We start from the raw sequence: 18,494 nt of genomic DNA, 5'->3' as shown, positions 1-18,494 counted from the left end.
TGCACGGATGAATGGTTACAATTTGCTTTGCAGCTAATATTAAGTGTATGAAAAGGGATTCCGTGAAATGATAAGAACACATCCAAAAATATCGACAGAAAATACCTGTCAAACCTCACAAAAAATCAGTTACCCCCATATTTCCCCGAAATACCGGATGCCGGATACCGGCGGATTCTCTTTTCCTTCCGTTTTCGACATTTATTGACAGTAAACGGATTTCACTATTTCCAGGATGCAAATATGCCCTGCGAAAGTTTCCTCCCGCAGAGCATAATCTTATATACAGCCGTTGTCGGTATAGCTAATATAATTCCATTAACCCAATGATTTCTTGTTCAGGGAAGACCTCTTCCTCATCGTCGGATCCAGGATCTTCTTTCTGATTCTCAGGGATAACGGTGTGATCTCAAGGAGCTCATCCGTATCGATAAAGTCCAGACACTGCTCCAGACTCATTTCCTTTGGCGTCGTCAGCTTCAGGGCATCATCCGCACCGGAGGAACGGGTGTTGGTCAGCTTCTTCATCTTGCAGACGTTGATCTCGATATCCTCTGCCTTCGGGTTCTGACCGATTACCATACCGGAATAAACCTTCACGCCGGCTCCAATGAACAGGATGCCTCGCTCCTGCGCATTGAACAGACCGTAGGTAATGGATTCACCTGACTCATAAGCGATCAGGGAGCCGGTCTTACGATAGGATAAATCTCCCTTGAAAGGAGCGTAGCCGTCAAATGCCGTATTCATGATACCGTTGCCCTTTGTATCGGTCATGAACTCACCGCGGTAGCCGATCAGGCCTCTGGACGGAATCGAGAATTCAAGCCTTGTATAGCCGCCGTTAGCCGGGCTCATGCCCTGCAGTTCGCCCTTTCTGCTGGTCAGCTTCTGGATAACCGCGCCGGTAAACTCCTCCGGTACGTCGATATAGGCGATCTCCATCGGCTCCAGTTTACGGTTTCTTTCATCATACTGGTACAGAACCTCAGCCTTGCTGACTGCAAATTCAAAATTCTCTCTTCTCATGTTCTCGATCAGAACGGAAAGATGCAGCTCGCCGCGGCCAGATACCTTAAAGCAGTCAGGAGATTCGGTCTCCTCCACGCGAAGGCTGACATCGGTGTTCAGTTCGCGGAACAGACGCTCTCTGATATGACGGGAGGTGATAAATTTACCTTCCTGTCCTGCCAGCGGGCTGTCATTTACCATGAAGTTCATGGCGATAGTCGGTTCGGATATCTTCTGGAACGGAATGGCTTCCGGGTTTTCCGGAGAGCAGAGCGTATCACCGATATGAATATCCGTAATACCGGAAATGGCCACGATCGCGCCGATTCCCGCTTCCGTCACTTCCACCTTGTTCAGTCCCTCGTACTCGTACAGCTTGCCTACCTTAACCTTACGCATCTTGTCCGGGTCGTGATGGTTTACGATGACACATTCCTGATTGACACGAATCGCTCCGTTATCCACCTTGCCTACGCCGATACGGCCTACGTACTCGTTGTAATCAATGGTGCTGATCAGAAGCTGAGTCGGCGCTTCCGGGTCTCCCTCCGGAGCCGGAATATGGTCGATGATTGTCTGGAATAAGGCGCTCATGTTCTCTTCCGCGTCCTCTAAATTCTTCTTTGCAAAGCCGCCCTTTGCGGATGCGTATAAGAACGGGCAGTCTAACTGCTCTTCTGTCGCATCAAGGTCCATGAGGAGCTCTAAGACTTCCTCTTCAACCTCGTCCGGTCTCGCCTCCGGACGGTCAATCTTATTGATACAGGCTACAACGGAGAGGCCCAGTTCCAGCGCCTTGCGCAGAACAAATTTCGTCTGCGGCATAACGCCCTCGTAGGCATCCACCACCAGAATAACTCCGTTTACCATCTTTAAGACACGCTCAACCTCACCGCCGAAATCCGCATGGCCTGGCGTATCGATAATGTTGATCTTCGTACCGTTGTAGTTGACAGCGGTATTCTTGGAAAGGATGGTAATACCACGCTCTCTCTCAATATCATTGGAGTCCATAACCCGGTCAACAACTTCCTGATTCTCGCGGAAAATTCCGCTCTGTCTGAGCAGGGCATCCACCAGGGTAGTTTTGCCGTGGTCAACGTGGGCGATGATGGCTACATTTCTGACGTCTTCTCGTTTCATCTTCATAATATGTGTACTCTTCTTTCCTTTGGATAAAAACTCAATAAAAAACTAAGGACTCTATACTGTCCTTAGTTTCATTTACACTCTTCACAATAAATTAGTATAGCACCCTATATACCAGATTGCAAGGTGTTTTTCAGAAATTTGGCTATCGCCTTTCCAGTTTTTTCACTTTCGCCGGTACATTCCTCCTGATCCGACGGTTCTCTCACCTACCTGGAAGGCATAGTCAGGCAGTCTTAAACAGCCGCAGGAAAGACGGCACAGGCAGCTGCCTGCCACTGTATTCCCATTCCGGAGAAGTTCTTCTTTCTATCATTTTCCGGTACTGGTGTTCCGCTTCCCTTGCCACCGTCTCCGCCTTATATAAGGAAGCAGTTTCTGCGGCTCCCGCCGATAATTTCTGATACAGCTGCGGTTCTGTCATGAGGCGTGCTGCGGCAGACGCCCATTCTTCTTCCTCTTCTCCGGTCATGAATCCGTTCTTTCCCTGGCTGACGACATCGACGACTCCGCTGGCATGCACCGCAACTACGGGACAGCCTGCGGCCATGGCTTCCAGAAGAACGATTCCCTGCGTCTCCGATTTGGAGGCGAACAAAAATCCGTCTGCCGCATGGAGATAATGGGATACCTCGGCGTTGGGAACCCGTCCGGCAAACACGATCTGACGTCCGATTCCAAGCTCCTCCGCCAGATTCTTAAGGGTCTTTTTCCTCGTCCCATCCCCAATTATCAGAATGCGGAAGCAGTCTCCCACCAGTTCCTTGAGACGGGCGGCTCCCCGCAGCAGAAAATCGAGATTCTTCTCCTTTTCCAGGCGCGCAGTCGTGGCAAACAGCCACGGTTCTCCATTTAAATACCGGGATCGGATCTCCTTCTCACGTTCAGGATCCTGTTTAAATGCCTCCTCTCCAATTCCCGTGGGAAGGACCTCCAGCGGGGTCGCAACTCCCTGTGTCACCAGACATTCCTTCATCGATGACGTCGGTACGAATACCGTGTCACACTGATCCATAAATGTATTCAGATACCCTGGCACCAGCACTTCCCTGCTGAAACGCGCTGCATTTCTCACAGGCCCCCGCCCCGCCGCCATCTTCTCATACAGTTTAAAATAGTGAAGATATTCCTCATAGCGGGTGTGGTACGTATATGCCAGCGGAATTCCGTATTTTTTGCTTAAATATACGGCCGTAAATCCGATTACCACCGGGTGATGTACATGAATAACGTCAAACTGTTCTTCGCGGAAACTCTTCTCAATGCGGCTGTCACTGAAATTGCCGATTACCAGTCCCTTGTCCCGCCACTCGTAAAGGACCCGGAATCTCACCACATCCGGTTCTTCCTCCCATCCTGCCCCCTCCGGTGCAAACACGGTCACCTGATGCCCCAGGCTCCGAAGCCCCTCTGCCAGCCTCTCAACGGAAATTGGAACACCGCCGATGAATGGTTTGTAATTGTTTGTCAGCATTGCGATCTTCATTTTGCTCCTCCTCTTATGAAAACAGACTGATTGCCCTGTCACCCAGCCAGTAACCGGCTCCTATCAGGAAAAAATTCCATACAAAAATTCCAAGCGCCGAGCTCACGCTGTATTTAATAAAATTCATGCGGATCACTCCGGCCGGAATGGAAATCACGGTCCTGACCATGGGAATCAGCTTGCTGATAAAGATTCCGATGGCCCCCCGCCTCTCCAGCATGGCAAAGTTCTTCTCTATGACCGGCCGCTGGGCCGGAAACTTCTTTAAATACCGTTCCAGCAGCACATGGCCGCCCAGCCTTCCCAGCCCGTACAGTATCCAGCTTCCCAGCAGTCCCGCAGCCAGCGCCAGCAGCAGCGCCATGCCAAGTCCGATCTGCCCTCTTGCGGCCCAGATCCCTGCCAGCGGCATGATAACACCGGCCGGAAAGCCGGGAAGATTCAAATATTCCAGCAACACAATTACAAATATAAAAACTGCCCCGTACTGCAGAAAATACTGTGTCAATGCCTGTATATCCATAAAAAAACCTCCTTGATGATAGAATCATAAAGGAGGAATCTTAACACCGCTTGCTGATTTCAATGAAAAAAAGAAGGATAAAAAATAAATATTATCTTAACAGAAAGAGATTTCCCATGATCTGGAAACCTCTTTCTGCCATTTGTTATTTGTTATCTGTTATTTGTCTTCTCTATTCCACGCACCGTCTTCCGCGACCGTATACCCATCCGGTGTCACGCATCCGCTGTACATCGCTCCGTGAGGACGATAAGACGTTTCCGGTTTTTCGTAGACCCAGCGGCCATTTACCAGACTCCATCCTGGACTTCCTTCGGTCTGGGGAGCAAAGTAATACCAGAAACCGTTAATCGGATTCCATCCTTCTGCCATGGAGCCATCCGGTTTTAAGTAATACCAGAAGCCATCGGATTCGTTAAGCATCCATCCGGTTTTCATGGCTCCGCTGGAATCCAGCCAGTACCATTTTCCATTGTCCAAAAGCCATCCTGTCGTTTTTCTTCCATTGGTGTCGTAATAGTACCATACCTCGCCTGATTTCTTCCAGCCGCTGTTGAATCCAGAAGAGGAGCCTGAACCTGAGCTGCTGCTGCCGGATCGTTTGAACACGCCAGTCAGATGTGTATCTTCCCGAAGCACAAAGGTACAGCGTCCGTCGCTGCCGGCAGTAAGCAATTTTCCATTGGCCGACAGGCTTGCCAGACGGTAACCGCTCTGGGGAACTGCCTGCACGGTTACCTTTGTGCCCTTCTTTCCGGTCATGGGAGAGGCCGTAATCCTGCCTCCTGTCAAGTCTTCTTCGATCGACACCTGGAAGATTTCTTCTGCGGCCGTTGTCTTATCTCCTGTCAGATACACCCTGGCACTGTCCGGAAGTACAAAACAGATTCTCCCGGCTTCCTCCAGGCTGACTGACAGTGACTGTACCTCTCCGCTGCCGGTGTCTGAGTATGCACGAATGGTGTCTGTCTGTACCTCGTCCTCAGAAAACTGCATCCAGACGTTCGCAGGAGCCTTCCAGGCCACAGGGCCGCTTCTCACACCATTTTCATCTTCCAGACAGAGCTGGAACTTATACGACTGGCTCCAGTCCCCGCGCGGTCTGTCCTCAGGCCAGCCTGCATCGCTGTTTTCTGTCACTGTTAATATGACGGAATGTACCGCGGCGCGCACTCCTTCCTCCTTTTTCTCTTTGGAAGAAGCCGATGCCGGGGAATCTGCCGTTGATGGAGTCGCTGTTGATGAAGTCGCTGTTGATGGAGTCGCTGTTGATACACCTGACGCTAATGCATCCGACGCTGATTGGCGTGCGGCTCCGAAAGCTTTATAACCGGCATTGGAGGCCGTAGCCTTCTTCGCCTGAGACGGAGTCGCCGGCATTAAGCTGTCATCCCACGGGACACTCAGCAGAAGTCCTGCCGCCGTAACTGGGCTGTCCATAAGCTCTGGTGTCTCAACCCTGACCTCAACGCGATTGCCGTGGGCCGCCATAACCTCTCTGTACAGTTTTTCCAAAACCAGCAGATCTTTCATGCAGTACTCTGCCAGTTCTTCGTTTGATACGCTCCAGACTGCGCTGACCGCCGTCTTCACTGCCTTTACCACTTCGAAAGCTCCGTAATCACCGGCCGCCTCTGCTGTTTCCGCTGCCTGTGTAATCAGTTCCACAACGTGTTCCACGGACGGCGGTGTCACGGACGGAGTCAGCCTTACGGACGCGTAAGAACTGTTTCCATTGGTTCCTTTCGTATGTACGACGAGCCTCACTCCGTTTTCTGTCAGCTGGACGTCAACATTTTCATCGTGAGTCAGGATTTCTTCGGCCGGGCGTTTGATATCCACAGTGACCGACCCGGAATTCTTCATGGTCGGATCAGACACAGCGATCGTCAATACGCCGTCTTCATCCTCTTCTGTCATGACAGATGCCGCTCTGCTGGCCGCTACTGCCCCGATTTCCGCCTGTCCGTCTGTCCAGAAATTCATTCCTGTCAGAAGTCCGTCTGCTGTTGCAGCAGCCTGGATCTCCGGCGTATTCTTCAATATTGTAATTCCCGGTTCTTTTGAATAGGCTTCCGTCTCTTCGGCGCTCAGCCCAGGAAGGAGAACGTATTCATATGCATCATTCTCCGGATTGGCTCCGTGATCAAACCACATCTCCAGGTAAGTCTCCAAAGCCTCGCCTTTTGAAGTCCCGATCAGAGACCAGTCTCCCTCGTTTCTTCCCTTTCTGACGGATACCGTCTGGTCTCCTCCCGGGAAATAGTATCCGATATCGCTTCCTTCCACATTGCCTTCCAGATGGGCCCATGACACCTCGGGAATTCTGGTTCCTGAAACGTCGATGCTGCCGGCCACAATATCTTCCAGATCAGCCTCCTGAACCGGCAGGTCCTCGGCTTCTCCGTTGACCGTCAATACATTGTCCTCCTCCGGTCTCAGTCTCCGGTTCTCAATGATGCTCTCCACCGGATATGACTCTCCGGTATTGGTGATCCCTGCTCCCAGACACACGATCTGTCCGCCGAACATGAACCAGGACTTTTTAGCCGAGAACTCCGGGGCATACAGTATGGAAGGAGATCCCTCACCCTCCTTCACCCTGACCTCTCCGGTCATGGACATACCATTGATTCCGTTCGTGCCGATCGTACTGCCGCCTACCCAGGACTCTTTCGACCGGAAATCCCCTCCCTGGGCAAAGCCGGAACTGTCAGGCTGTCCTGTGCCGATATCCTTGGAAACTACAGTCGTACCTGCCAGCCGCAGCGGATTGACTGTATTCCAGAAATTCTCTGTATACTGCAGAACGTCACGGTTGTATAAATAGGTCATACCGCTTCCCTGATGCCATCCGTAACGGTTTTCATGGTTCATGATCTCCGTGTTTTGAATTCGCTCGGAATACATAGACAGCGCCAACTGGAAATCACCCGTTCTGTGAACAGCCCGGTCCATCAGCGGCATGTTTTTATGGATAGGCTGTATACTGCTTACGATGGAATCATCATCTCTGATTTCTATGGCCTTCTCTTTTACCGCCATATTCTCCGCGCCGGTTAAAGTATCCAAAAAGCCCGGATCGAGATCAATCCACGTCTTTAAAGCGCCCTTCAGTTCTTCTTCCACCTCCGGGGAAACGGAATTCATAAGCTGAATCATCAGAACCATGGCTTCTCTTCCCGAATCACGGTCACTCGCCCCCGGTCTGGATACAGAACGGCCTTTCAGGCTGTCCATCATCAAACCGTTGTATATACCGTTTAAAAACCCTTCTTTCAGATAAAATTCCAGATTCTCCTGAACTTCCCTTGGAAAATCCCACGGTGATTTTGCAAGCAGCGGAGGAAGGCCAACACCGCCCTTTAAGAATTCGATCCCATAAGAGCCGAGATACGGCACATGGGAGTGATCGAGGTAGGAACCGTCTGCGTAGAATCCGCTGGTGTAGCCCTGATCCGCAATCTTTGTGCTGTCTTCCACCGACTGGATGACAAACGTCTCCGAGGCTGCCTTGGAAGCTAAGTAAACCAGTTCATTGTCTTCTCTTAAAACCCCCAGCCCCAGCGCGGTTCTGGAACAGTCGATGATATTGGCCCCCTGGGCTGTCCGGTAACCCTGCGCATGAGTGCTTCCGGTTCCGATCAGCCCTTCATGATAGGGATCCGGCTGGAAGAAGTAGAGTGCTTCGGTATAAAGCGCCGTTTCTTCCGGAGTCAGATCGTCATATAAGAGCACCAGTGCCGGAATCAGATCCTTCGGCAGACCGATTTCCCATGTCCACCAGTTATCGGTCTGCGTCTTCGGCGTATAACAGTTTGAACAGAGCCAGTTCAGAATATGCTTCATGTCGCTCAGTATCTGGCTGTCCTTATAATACCGGCTTCCCTTCGCCGCATAGGCGCTTGCCATGGCCAGTACCTTTTTAAATGCCGGCCTGAACTCGACCGCATCGTCCTCATACGCTATGTCAGCATTCCCCGCTGCGCCGGCATCCTCCGGCCACGGAATATCCTGGCAGGAATCCTGTCCGCGGTATGCATACGCCTCCCAGGCAGCCATGGCCCGCTCGTCGATCGTTTCCAGAATTTCAGTACCGCCGTCCACAGCTGTCAAATCGGCTCCGATGATCGATTCCTTCCAGCGTTTGCGGATTGCAGCATAATCGGCTGAGTCCGCCTCCGGCAGATTATCCGGATCCTCATAGAGAACGGTTACCTGCCATTTTGCGCTCGTTCCGTATTCATCCGTCGCTACGATCGTCACGGTTCCTTTTTCCCGTGCGGTGATCATGCCGTACCCATCTGCTGCCCCTCGAACGGAGGCAATATGGCTGCCGTCTGCATCACCGGCTTTTCTGTCCCCGTCTGTCTCTCCTTCCTTTAGTTCCCGCTTGATTTTACTGCTTCCTGCATTGCGGACAAAGCTTCCATCCGGCTTCGGAATCTTTACTTCCCACCGGATCGCCCCCTGCAGGGATTCCGGCGCTTTTATTCTTCCATCCGATCCCCGGACCAGAGTAATCTCTTCGCCCGTCAATGTATCCGGAACCTTTCCCTCAATGGTTACAGTCGCCGCATTGCCCTTCATGGCCGCGGTGTCAAACTTAAGTATTACCTTTTCTCCCATAACCGCTTCCTGCAGCGCATCCGGATTCGAATTCGCTAAAATCTGTTTACCAGCGGTCTCAAGGATCACCTCCAGAATCCCATCCTGCTGTGACGGCATAACTGCCGCTGTGAGTTCGATGTTTCCTGTGGAAGAATCCTTCTTCAGTTCCAGTGCCGCAGGGTAATCCATGGTAACAGGAACGACCTGATTGTCCACCCGGACACTTCCCGGTTCCCACTTTGTGATGGCTACTGCGCCTTCCCCCACATCGGCCGCCGCCTGGACCGCAGTCGTATTCACGAGCAGTCTGGCATCCGTCTGATACAGGCTCTTGTTGGAATAATCATCCGTCTTCCCGCCGGCAACCAGCGTATACTGGTACGTTTCCTGCGGTGCGAGGAACAGTTCTGCAAGCTGAGCGGCATCTGTTTCCTTTGTATTGAGCCTGTAATAAACGGATTCCTTCGTTAAATAGGACCCGCTCTCACCGTTGCCGAATACATAGGACCAGTCCAGACTGTTGGAAGCTCCTGATCCGGAAGACGCGCTGAGCCAGTTCCGTTGGGTATGGACCCCCTGGGTCACCGTGTCGATCAGCGATGCCCACAAACCGCCTTCTTTACTGGCTGTACGCACAAGCCGGAATCCATTATTCGGGTTTGTCAGTGCCAGCTTTGTGCTGTCGGTAACCGGAATGGTATCCACTATCGTCACGAGCCTGCCGCTTTCCTCCTTTCGCACCTTTACGCCTGCTCCTGCACAGATGATCTCATCCTCAAACAGGAACCAGGATTTCACCCCTTCTGCTTCATCTCCCAGCCTGATTCCGGTGGCTGCGCCGCTGTTTAAGCCTGCACTCATGACTGCCTCCGGTGTTATCTGCAGCTTCCTAAAACCGCTGCTGCCGTCCCACAGCATCGTCGTCCCCGGAACCAGCGCTTCGTCCATAGTGTTCCAGGCCTGATCCGGCTGGCTGCCGTTAAACAGGGCAAGACTCCCGCCGCCTGCCGATGGGTCGAGTACCGCAGCATACTGTCCCGTGTTAAACTTTGACTGCTGTTTTCCCGCCGGCAGAGTCACCGCAGCGGCCGGCGACGTCACCGCCATCTGAAATACAAGACACATACTGACGGCTTGTTTCCATTTGTTTTTACCCCTTCGTTTCACACAATCTCCTCTTTCCTTCTATAAGATAAAAAAATTATAGAAAGTTCTGATGTAAAACGAAATGGAACATTTTTATATTTCTTATAAAATTTCAGGATTTCACCCGATAATTCTATTACTATTTTCAGATTTTTATATTATTTATATAAAAATACTATTTTCAGTAGTATTGCATACTTATATTCATATTATTATCAAATTATTCCGTGTTTTTTATTTTCATTTATTTAATATTTTTTGCCGTACTTTACCTGTTATCCAACAGAATCACATGTTTATCCAGAATACCAAAAGCTACCTCGTCCTGTACCTCAATCCCGGCCTTTCCATTGGTTAAATCAGTCAGCTCCGCAAGCATCCGTTCTTTCTGCTCCTCCGGGATCAGCACCGTGAGCATCACCTGGTCTGAATACTGGCTGTCCAGAATGGTAATATTCCTCTGTCCAAGCAGATACTGAATCTTGCCGACTCCATTGTAATCGGTAGTGACAGCCGTCTTTATTGCAGGCGTCACAGAGAGAACGGTACTGTTTTTAAGCCCCTCCTGGACAGCGGAAGAATAGGCACGCACCAATCCGCCGGTCCCCAGCAGGGTTCCGCCGAAGTAACGGGTAACAACAGCACAGACGTTGCATACGCCTTCGCCTTCCAGCACATCAAGCATGGGACGGCCAGCAGTCTGGGAAGGTTCTCCGTCGTCACTGCACCGCTTCTGCTCCCCATTCTCTCCGATAATCCAGGCATAGCAGTTATGTCGCGCATCCCAATACTTTTTCCGTGTCTCTTCCAGAAACAGAAGCGCCTCCTCTTCTGTCCTGACGGGGCGCAGAGACGCAATGAATCTGGATTTCTTCTCCACAATTTCGGCGGTTTGGCCCTGGTATAATATCTTATATGGATTTCTCATAGGATTCCTCGTTTCTTTTTTCCTTTTCAGCGTATTTCTTTTTACATAATTATAGGTAAAATTCCAGACTTAATCAAGCACGTTTTCCCCACTCTTTTTTCTGATCCACGTATAATCTTTGCAATTTCTTCCAAAACTGGTAAGTGTTGAATTGATTTTCAATCTCTGGTATAATGATTCGGTAAAGGAGGTTTCCTATGAACTATGGCAAACATGAGACGGAGAAAAAGATCAAATCCGTCAATTCAAAAGCGAAGAAATACACCAGCCGGGTTTTTCTTGCCTTTTTAAAGAGTCTGTTCGTGCTGTGCCTGTTCTGCCTGGTAGTCGCCGGGAGTATCGGATTTGGCATGGTTAAAGGAATCATAGACAATGCTCCTGACGTCGATATCGCAACCATTGTTCCAAACGAATACGCCACTACGGTGTATGACAGTGCCGGCAATGTGACCGAGACTCTCGTCACCGCCGGTTCCAACCGTGAGGAGGCAAGCTACGACGAACTGCCCAAGAACTTAATCAATGCGTTCGTAGCATATGAAGATGCAAGATTCTGGGAGCACAATGGAATTGATCTGCGCTCCATCATGCGTGCGGTAAAAGGCGTGCTGACAGGCGATTCCTCTGCCGGCGGCGGAAGTACCATCACCCAGCAGCTTATTAAAAACAGCGTTTTTGGCGGGGGAATGGAAAAAAGCTTCGGGGAACGGCTGGAACGGAAGATGCAGGAATGGTATCTGGCCGTCAAACTGGACAGCGCCATGTCAAAAGAGCAGATCATTACCAACTACTTAAACACGATCAACCTGGGAAAGAATTCTCTGGGCGTCAAGGTAGCGGCAAGGAGATATTTTAATAAAGAGGTGTCCGACTTAACGCTGTCCGAATGCGCCGTGCTCGCGGGCATCACCCAGAACCCATCAAAATTCAATCCGGTTACCGGACAGAAGGCCAACTCCGACAAGCAGAAGGTCATCCTGCAGTATATGGTGGATCAGGGCTATATCTCCAAGGAAGAGCAGGAGGAAGCGCTAGCGGACGACGTCTATTCCAGAATTCAGGATGTGGAGATCGTCACTAAAGAGACTTCCACACCTTACAGCTATTTTACGGACGAGCTGGTGGAACAGGTGCAGGATGCCATGAAGGAAAAGCTTGGCTACACCAACACTCAGGCCCACAACATGCTGTATTCCGGCGGCCTCTCCATCTATACTACACAGGACCCTGCGATTCAGTCCATCGTAGATGAGGAGATCAACAACCCCGACAACTATTCGGCGGCCCGCTATTCCATCGAATACAGACTTTCCGTCACCGGGGCAGACGGCACCACCACCCATTACTCGGAAGAGAATTTAAAACGCTACCACCGTGACAACGGGGACAGCGGCTATGACGGTCTGTACGACAGTGAAGAAAAGATACAGGCCGATATAGACAATTACAAGAACAGTATTTTAAAAGAAGGCGACACTGTCATCGGTGAATCCCTTCACAAGACGCTTCAGCCTCAGGCCTCCTTCGTAATCATGGATCAGAAGACGGGGCAGGTAAAGGCCATCGCCGGAGGGCGCGGGGAAAAGACCGCGAGTCTTACCCTAAACCGTGCCAGCAATACCCTTCGTCAGCCCGGTTCCACCTTCAAGGTGCTGACTGCGTTTGCCCCCGCCATGGATACGTGCGGCGCGACGCTGGGAACCGTCTATTACGATTCGGTTTTCACGGTTGGCAAGAAGACCTTCTCCAACTGGTACAGCTCCGGTTATCAGGGCTATTCCAGCATCCGGGACGGTATCATCTATTCCATGAACGTCATTGCGGTCCGCTGTCTGATGGAGACCGTTACACCGCAGCTCGGTGTGGAATACGCGAAGAACTTCGGAATCACATCGCTGACTGATACGGACTACAACGCGGCTCTGGCCCTGGGCGGAATCACCGACGGCGTGTCCAACTTAGAGATGACGGCGGCCTATGCCACTATCGCCAACGGTGGCGTCTACACGAAGCCGGTGTTCTTTACGAAGATTATCGATCACGACGGCAAGGTGCTGATCGACAACACGCCTGAGACCCACCGCGTGTTAAAAGATTCCACGGCGTTCCTGTTGACGGATGCCATGGCGGATTCCATGGAAAGCAGCCGGAAGTTTGCCCGTCCGGGCGCCGGCCCCAGCTCCACCAGCTCGTCGGCCAACATTCCCGGCATGTCCAATGCCGGGAAGAGCGGAACGACTACTTCCAACAACGATATCTGGTTCGTTGGATATACGCCGTATTATACCGCCGGTATCTGGGGCGGATGCGACAATAACCAGAAGCTGACCAAGCAAAATGGCGGCACGTCCTTCCATAAGGCCATCTGGAAAAAGATCATGACCCGTGTCCACGAAGGAATGTCCGATCCCGGCTTTACGGTTCCGGACAGCGTGGAGACTGCGCAGATCTGCCGTAAATCCGGCAAACTCCCCGTCTCCGGTGTCTGTACCAACGACCCGAGAGGAAACGCAGTATACACGGAATATTTCGCCAAGGGAACCGTTCCCACGGACGTGTGCAACAATCACGTGCGTGCCACGGTATGTGCGGAATCCCACTGTCTGCCCACCCCATTCTGTCCGGAACGGACGACCGCCGTATTCATGGCGCTGCCGGCCGGTGAAGAAGGTACCACGGACGATTCCGTATTTGCAATGCCGGGCTACTGCCCGATCCACACTGAGGCGTCTGTCATTATCCCGCCTGCGGATGATACCGGAATGCCGGAGACGGCAGCTCCGGGAACACTGCCTTACGGACCTGGCTATGTGTCGCCAAATGCACAGACCAGTCCTGCACCTACTATAGGATCTCCGGTGCAGGTGAGTCCGGGGGCGCAGTAAACATGAACGATAAAAGGGGTGCCACACCATATTCGTGCGGCACCCCTTATTGTTATCTTAAACAATCAGAGAGGATCATCATGTTATATGCTAGAAATTAAAATCGTCAACGTTTTCATCCGTAAAAATAGAAGGCGCTCCCATAATCACGTGATTTCCCTGAATCGTAACAGTACCAAAACCGGGCACTTCCATATCACCGTCTTTCAGTGTCTTTCCATCCAGAATTTCCTTTGCAAGATAAACCGTAATATAGCCAAGTCTTGCCGGATCCCAGAGAAGAACCGTATCGATAGAGCCATCGTGCAGGTAAGTCCTCGCATCATTCGGCATCGCTGAACCTACAAGCGCAATCGAATCCTGAAGTCCCTTTTCGGATATTGCCTGGCCTGCTCCAATGGGTGCCGGTGAACTAAATCCTATAATCCCCTTTAAGTCCGGATATGTAGTAATTAAATCCAGCGTTTTTGTATAAGCTTCCTGAACACTTTCGTTTGTACAAACCGGATCTGTAACAAGCTTGAGCCCTGGATATTTTTCCGCGGCGTAATCGGAACCGAACTTGATCCATTCATTACACGTTCCTGCAGTCAGAGTACTCGTAAGAATTGCATATTCGCCTTCCTCCCCCATCGACTCCACAAGTGCATCCCAGTTTGCCTCTGCATACGTCTTATAATCAATTTCCTTCACCGATAAATCCACCACAGACGGATCCGCAGGAGAATCCCAATCCAGAATCTTTATTCCTGCTTCCTTTGCCTGTTTAAGCACCGGGGTAAGGGAATCTGCATCATTTGCTGATACACAGATCGCATCTACTCCCTGGCTGATTAAATCCTGAATCATCTTTACCTGCTCTGCTGCATCCGCTACTGTTGGTCCCGTAAATACAGCATTGACACCATCAATCTCTTTATCTGCTTTTTCCACACCAGCTCTGGCCGCTTCGAAATACGTAAGTCCCACAGCCTTAGGCATCACCACTATATTATACTCTTTTGCTGATTGTGCGCTCTCTTCGCTTTCTGCTTTCGTTTCTTCTGCAGGAGTCTCCTCCTTTTTCTCAGCAGTTGTTTCTGCTGCCGCCTTAGCAGTCCCATCCGGTGTTTTTTCCTCATTCTTTCCCGCACAGCCTGAAAGGGCGCAGACACACATTGACAGTGATAAAACCATTGCAAGTAATCTTTTTTTCATATGAATTCTCCTTCTCCTTTTATCCTCTCATGATTAAGATTCGATTTCCAATATTACGATATTTCTATCTGCTTTTTCGATATTCATTTAAAAAATTCAATGTGAGCACACCGATCAGTATCACACCATTAATTACTGTAGTCAGATTACGGTCAAGCCCGAAAATGTTAAATCCACTCGATATGATCTGCAGGATAGCAACCGCGATCACCACTCCCCCCACTTTTCCATATCCCCCCGTAATCATGGTTCCTCCCAGTACAGATGCCGCTACAGCCTGCATCAGATAAGATGACCCATAATCAACTCTGGCTGAGTTATATCTTGACATCATGATTAACATAGCCAGACTTCCTAAAAACCCGGAATACATATATACTTTCATCATGATGCGGTTCACATTAAGACCTGAGAAGGATGCAGCTTTTCTGTTGCAGCCTACCATATAAACGCTCTGTCCCCAGGCAGTTTTTTCCAGAAGAAGCCATGTGACAACAGCCACAAGACCAAACACGATCATAGGTACCGGCACACCGCAAACTGTACCATTGCCGATCCAATGAAAGGCAGCCGGAAAACCGGAAATGGAATTTCCTTTTGAAATATAGAGACCAATTCCTTCAAACAATGTTGAAGTACCAAGTGTTGCCATCATAGCGGCTGCCCCAATATACGATACCACATAGCCATTGATGATACCGCATAGAACAGAGGCCGCCATCGATGTTAAAACAGCGATCATGATGATGAGTGTTTCGTTCCAGTTCTGCTTATAAAGGGAAGCCATCACAGTTGCCGATACGACACCGCCAAGAGTAGCAGCCGTAACCAGGGATAAGTTAATACCACCTGTCAGTATGGGGACCATCATTGCAAGCGTCAGAATACCAAATTCAGGCAGCTGAAACGCCATGGACCGAATGTTCGTCACTGTCAGAAATTTATCTGGAGACAGGAAGGATAAGGCGATAAATACCAGGGCGAAAACAATCAGCAATATTCTTTCTTTAGAATTCTTCTTCATCTTCACCCCTCCTCGATATCTACTTTAGCCAAATGTCTTCCGGCACGGCGTTTCCCAATCACCACAAAACAGATTGAAAATACCATAAATACGCCCAATATAACCTTCTGCCAGTAGCTTGAAACCTTCATGAGCGTCAGGCCATTATTTATGACTGCAAATAACGCAACTCCCAGCAATGTGCCGGTTATACTGCCCTCACCTCCCATAACGTTCACACCGCCCAAAATGACTGCGGCAATCACCTTCATGTCATATCCATTAAATGCGTTCGGATCGATTTGTTTTAATATAGATACATGGGTCATCGCCGCAGTCCCGCATATAAACCCCATATAGCCATATACAAATACTGTGATTTTCTTAACATGAAAGCCGAGGCGTTCAGCTGACAACCGATTTCCACCTATTGCAAAAACGCCCCTTCCTACCTTGGTGTATTTCATAATTATATGAGTAAGAACAACAACTGCCGCCAGGATAAGAATCTGTACCGGTATCCCAGTCATCCCACCTCTACCGTTCGGAATCACATTCAGTACTGTTATTCTCCCAAATGCAGGAAAATTATCAGGAATATTATTGATGTATGCTCCCTTTGTTATATACAACATGAATCCGCTTATGATACTGTACATCCCCAGGGTCTCAACGATAGGAGGCAGTTTGATAAAAGCAATCAGAAGACCATTTACGATTCCCATACATGAACCAATCACCATACCCAGAAAAAAAGAGAGTATCACATTTCCAGTATAAGAAACCATAAAATTGCCAACAAAAAGCGTTGTAGCCGCTATAATGCCCCCTACTGATACGTCGATACCACCTGTAATCATAACCAGAAGCATCCCCAGTGACACGATAGCCAAAACCACATTTCCCTTCAATATGTTCATGATATTATCTACACTTAAAAATGCCGGATTTTTAATCGTTATGATAAAGCTTACGGCCACAAGAATGATCACCAGGCCCATTTCTTTGTGCTTTAATACGTTCTTCATGAGGCTGGTCCCCCCTTCGCTTTTTCATTCTTTAAGATTGCCGCATTCATAATGGTAGTCTGACACGCTTCAGTTCCATTAAACCGCCCATTGATTCTTCCTCTCCTTACGACGAGTACACGATCGCTGATTGAGAGGATTTCAGTCAATTCAGAGGAAACCATAATAACTCCCATCCCCTGGTCGGAAAGTTTTCGGAGCAGATCATGGATTTCTGATTTTGCACCCACATCAATTCCGTTTGTGGGCTCATCCACAATAAGGATCGATGGTTCTGATGCCAGCCATTTAGCAACAACAATCTTCTGCTGATTGCCTCCGGACAGCTTTTGTGCCTCCATATCGGGATACCCTGGTTTGATATTTAATTTTTCGATCCACTCCTTTGCCAAATCTTCCTTCTTTTTCCTGCTGATCAGGCGGCTCTTTCCTCTCAAACGCTTTAATACTGTAATTGTAATATTATCTTCTACTGATTTTGTTAAGATAAGGCCCTCTGTCAAACGGCTCTCAGGTACGTAGCTGATTCCATATTTTACTGCCTCCTCCATGGAACGGATCTGTACCTTCTTTCCCTTTATGTATATCTCACCGGAATCTGCACAGGCAATTCCGCAGATGGCCTGTATTATTTCTGTTCTTCCCGCTCCCACAAGGCCGGTAATTCCAAGAATTTCTCCTTTATGAAGTACAAAAGAAATATCTTTAAAATTCCCTTCTTTGGATAAATTCTTAACCTCGAGGACTGCTTCTCCTATCTGCTTTGCACTTTGATGGTTAAATTCCACTTTTCTTCCAACCATAAGCTTAATCAATTTTTCGTTGTCCATCTCTTCTTTTGGATAGGTACCGATATACTGGCCATCGCGTATTACAGAAAAAATGCTGCACACCTTAAACAATTCTTCCAGTTTATGACTTACAAAAAGGATTGATATCCCTCTTGCCTGTAAGTTTTTTATGATAGTAAACAGAAGCTCTACCTCTCCTCCAGACAGGGTCGATGTCGGTTCATCCATAATGATAAGCTTGGCCTTGCAAGCCAGCGCTCTTGATATTGCAACGAGCTGCTGTTTGGCTATCGATAAGTTTTCCAGAACCGTATCTGTATCAATATCCACTCCAAGGGCTGAAAGAGCCTGCTTTGCAGTTTCCCTCATTTCCTTCCAGTCCACTGGTTTTCTTTTTTTCTCAAGCTGATTGCTGATAGAGATATTTTCCGCTACAGTCAAATTAGGAAATAAAGAGAAATCCTGATAGATCACAATGATCCCCCGCCGTATCGCTTCCATTGGTGTCAGTCCAGATATCTTCTCTCCCTCGATCTCGATCAGTGCGCCCTCGTCAGGCTGATAATTTCCTGCCAGAATCTTTATTAAGGTTGATTTGCCTGCACCATTTTCTCCTACCAGAGCATGTACTTCTCCATACTTTATTTCCAGTTCAATTCCGTCAAGTGCCTTCACCCCCGGAAATGTCTTACTGACATTCGACAGTTTTATGTAAGTACCTTCCATCATCTGTCTC

At 49.3% G+C, this 18,494-nt stretch carries 10 protein-coding genes; 1 reads left to right on the top strand and 9 read right to left on the bottom strand.

Features of this window, described 5'->3' with window-relative positions; translation table 11 throughout:
* Positions 1–318 precede the first annotated feature (318 nt).
* The 5 genes from typA to M1L66_RS11535 all read right to left on the bottom strand — a co-directional run bounded on the left by typA (position 319) and on the right by M1L66_RS11535 (position 10,854).
* A complete protein-coding gene (typA, locus tag M1L66_RS11555; RefSeq protein ID WP_187021184.1) occupies positions 319–2,160 on the bottom strand; it encodes a translational GTPase TypA in 1,842 nt (613 codons plus the stop codon).
* Between the two features lie 226 nt (positions 2,161–2,386).
* Complete coding sequence (locus M1L66_RS11550) at positions 2,387–3,646, bottom strand: glycosyltransferase (protein WP_434693035.1); 1,260 nt, start codon at positions 3,644–3,646, stop codon at positions 2,387–2,389.
* A gap of 13 nt (positions 3,647–3,659) precedes the next feature.
* A complete protein-coding gene (locus M1L66_RS11545; RefSeq protein ID WP_110324804.1) occupies positions 3,660–4,169 on the bottom strand; it encodes a DedA family protein in 510 nt (169 codons plus the stop codon).
* Positions 4,170–4,328: 159 nt separating this feature from the next.
* Positions 4,329–9,947: a polysaccharide lyase family 8 super-sandwich domain-containing protein gene (locus M1L66_RS11540; protein ID WP_434693032.1), complete on the bottom strand. Its 5,619-nt coding sequence runs from the start codon at positions 9,945–9,947 to the stop codon at positions 4,329–4,331.
* Between the two features lie 247 nt (positions 9,948–10,194).
* Positions 10,195–10,854, bottom strand: a complete 660-nt coding sequence (locus tag M1L66_RS11535; RefSeq protein WP_434693030.1) for a YigZ family protein — start codon at positions 10,852–10,854, stop codon at positions 10,195–10,197.
* Positions 10,855–11,051: 197 nt separating this feature from the next.
* Here M1L66_RS11535 and M1L66_RS11530 point away from each other — a divergent pair, with 197 nt between their 5' ends.
* Positions 11,052–13,739 carry a transglycosylase domain-containing protein gene (locus tag M1L66_RS11530; RefSeq protein WP_434693029.1) on the top strand — a complete coding sequence of 896 codons (2,688 nt, stop codon included), beginning with the start codon at positions 11,052–11,054 and terminating at the stop codon, positions 13,737–13,739.
* Positions 13,740–13,829: 90 nt separating this feature from the next.
* Here M1L66_RS11530 and M1L66_RS11525 read toward each other — a convergent pair whose 3' ends face one another.
* The 4 genes from M1L66_RS11525 to M1L66_RS11510 form a co-directional block, all read right to left on the bottom strand.
* A complete protein-coding gene (locus M1L66_RS11525; RefSeq protein WP_434693026.1) occupies positions 13,830–14,936 on the bottom strand; it encodes an autoinducer 2 ABC transporter substrate-binding protein in 1,107 nt (368 codons plus the stop codon).
* A gap of 64 nt (positions 14,937–15,000) precedes the next feature.
* Complete coding sequence (locus tag M1L66_RS11520) at positions 15,001–15,960, bottom strand: ABC transporter permease (RefSeq protein ID WP_434693023.1); 960 nt, start codon at positions 15,958–15,960, stop codon at positions 15,001–15,003.
* Positions 15,961–15,962: 2 nt separating this feature from the next.
* Positions 15,963–16,967 carry an ABC transporter permease gene (locus M1L66_RS11515; protein ID WP_187021196.1) on the bottom strand — a complete coding sequence of 335 codons (1,005 nt, stop codon included), beginning with the start codon at positions 16,965–16,967 and terminating at the stop codon, positions 15,963–15,965.
* Complete coding sequence (locus M1L66_RS11510; protein WP_243270223.1) at positions 16,964–18,487, bottom strand: sugar ABC transporter ATP-binding protein; 1,524 nt, start codon at positions 18,485–18,487, stop codon at positions 16,964–16,966. Before M1L66_RS11510 ends, M1L66_RS11515 begins: the two co-directional genes overlap by 4 nt.
* Between the last annotated feature and the right edge of the window lie 7 nt (positions 18,488–18,494).

Source organism: Hungatella sp. SB206 (genome assembly GCF_051132295.1).
GTDB lineage: Bacteria > Bacillota > Clostridia > Lachnospirales > Lachnospiraceae > Hungatella > Hungatella effluvii.
Note: the sequence above shows the minus strand (reverse complement) of the source record. Positions and strands in the feature narration are given on the sequence as shown.

Coding starts and splice junctions, on each gene's coding strand:
- typA (WP_187021184.1), bottom strand. CDS start 2,160: ATGAAGATGAAACGAGAAGACGTCAGAAATGTAGCCATCATCGCCCAC.
- M1L66_RS11550 (WP_434693035.1), bottom strand. CDS start 3,646: ATGAAGATCGCAATGCTGACAAACAATTACAAACCATTCATCGGCGGT.
- M1L66_RS11545 (WP_110324804.1), bottom strand. CDS start 4,169: ATGGATATACAGGCATTGACACAGTATTTTCTGCAGTACGGGGCAGTT.
- M1L66_RS11535 (WP_434693030.1), bottom strand. CDS start 10,854: ATGAGAAATCCATATAAGATATTATACCAGGGCCAAACCGCCGAAATT.
- M1L66_RS11530 (WP_434693029.1), top strand. CDS start 11,052: ATGAACTATGGCAAACATGAGACGGAGAAAAAGATCAAATCCGTCAAT.
- M1L66_RS11525 (WP_434693026.1), bottom strand. CDS start 14,936: ATGAAAAAAAGATTACTTGCAATGGTTTTATCACTGTCAATGTGTGTC.
- M1L66_RS11520 (WP_434693023.1), bottom strand. CDS start 15,960: ATGAAGAAGAATTCTAAAGAAAGAATATTGCTGATTGTTTTCGCCCTG.
- M1L66_RS11515 (WP_187021196.1), bottom strand. CDS start 16,967: ATGAAGAACGTATTAAAGCACAAAGAAATGGGCCTGGTGATCATTCTT.
- M1L66_RS11510 (WP_243270223.1), bottom strand. CDS start 18,487: ATGATGGAAGGTACTTACATAAAACTGTCGAATGTCAGTAAGACATTT.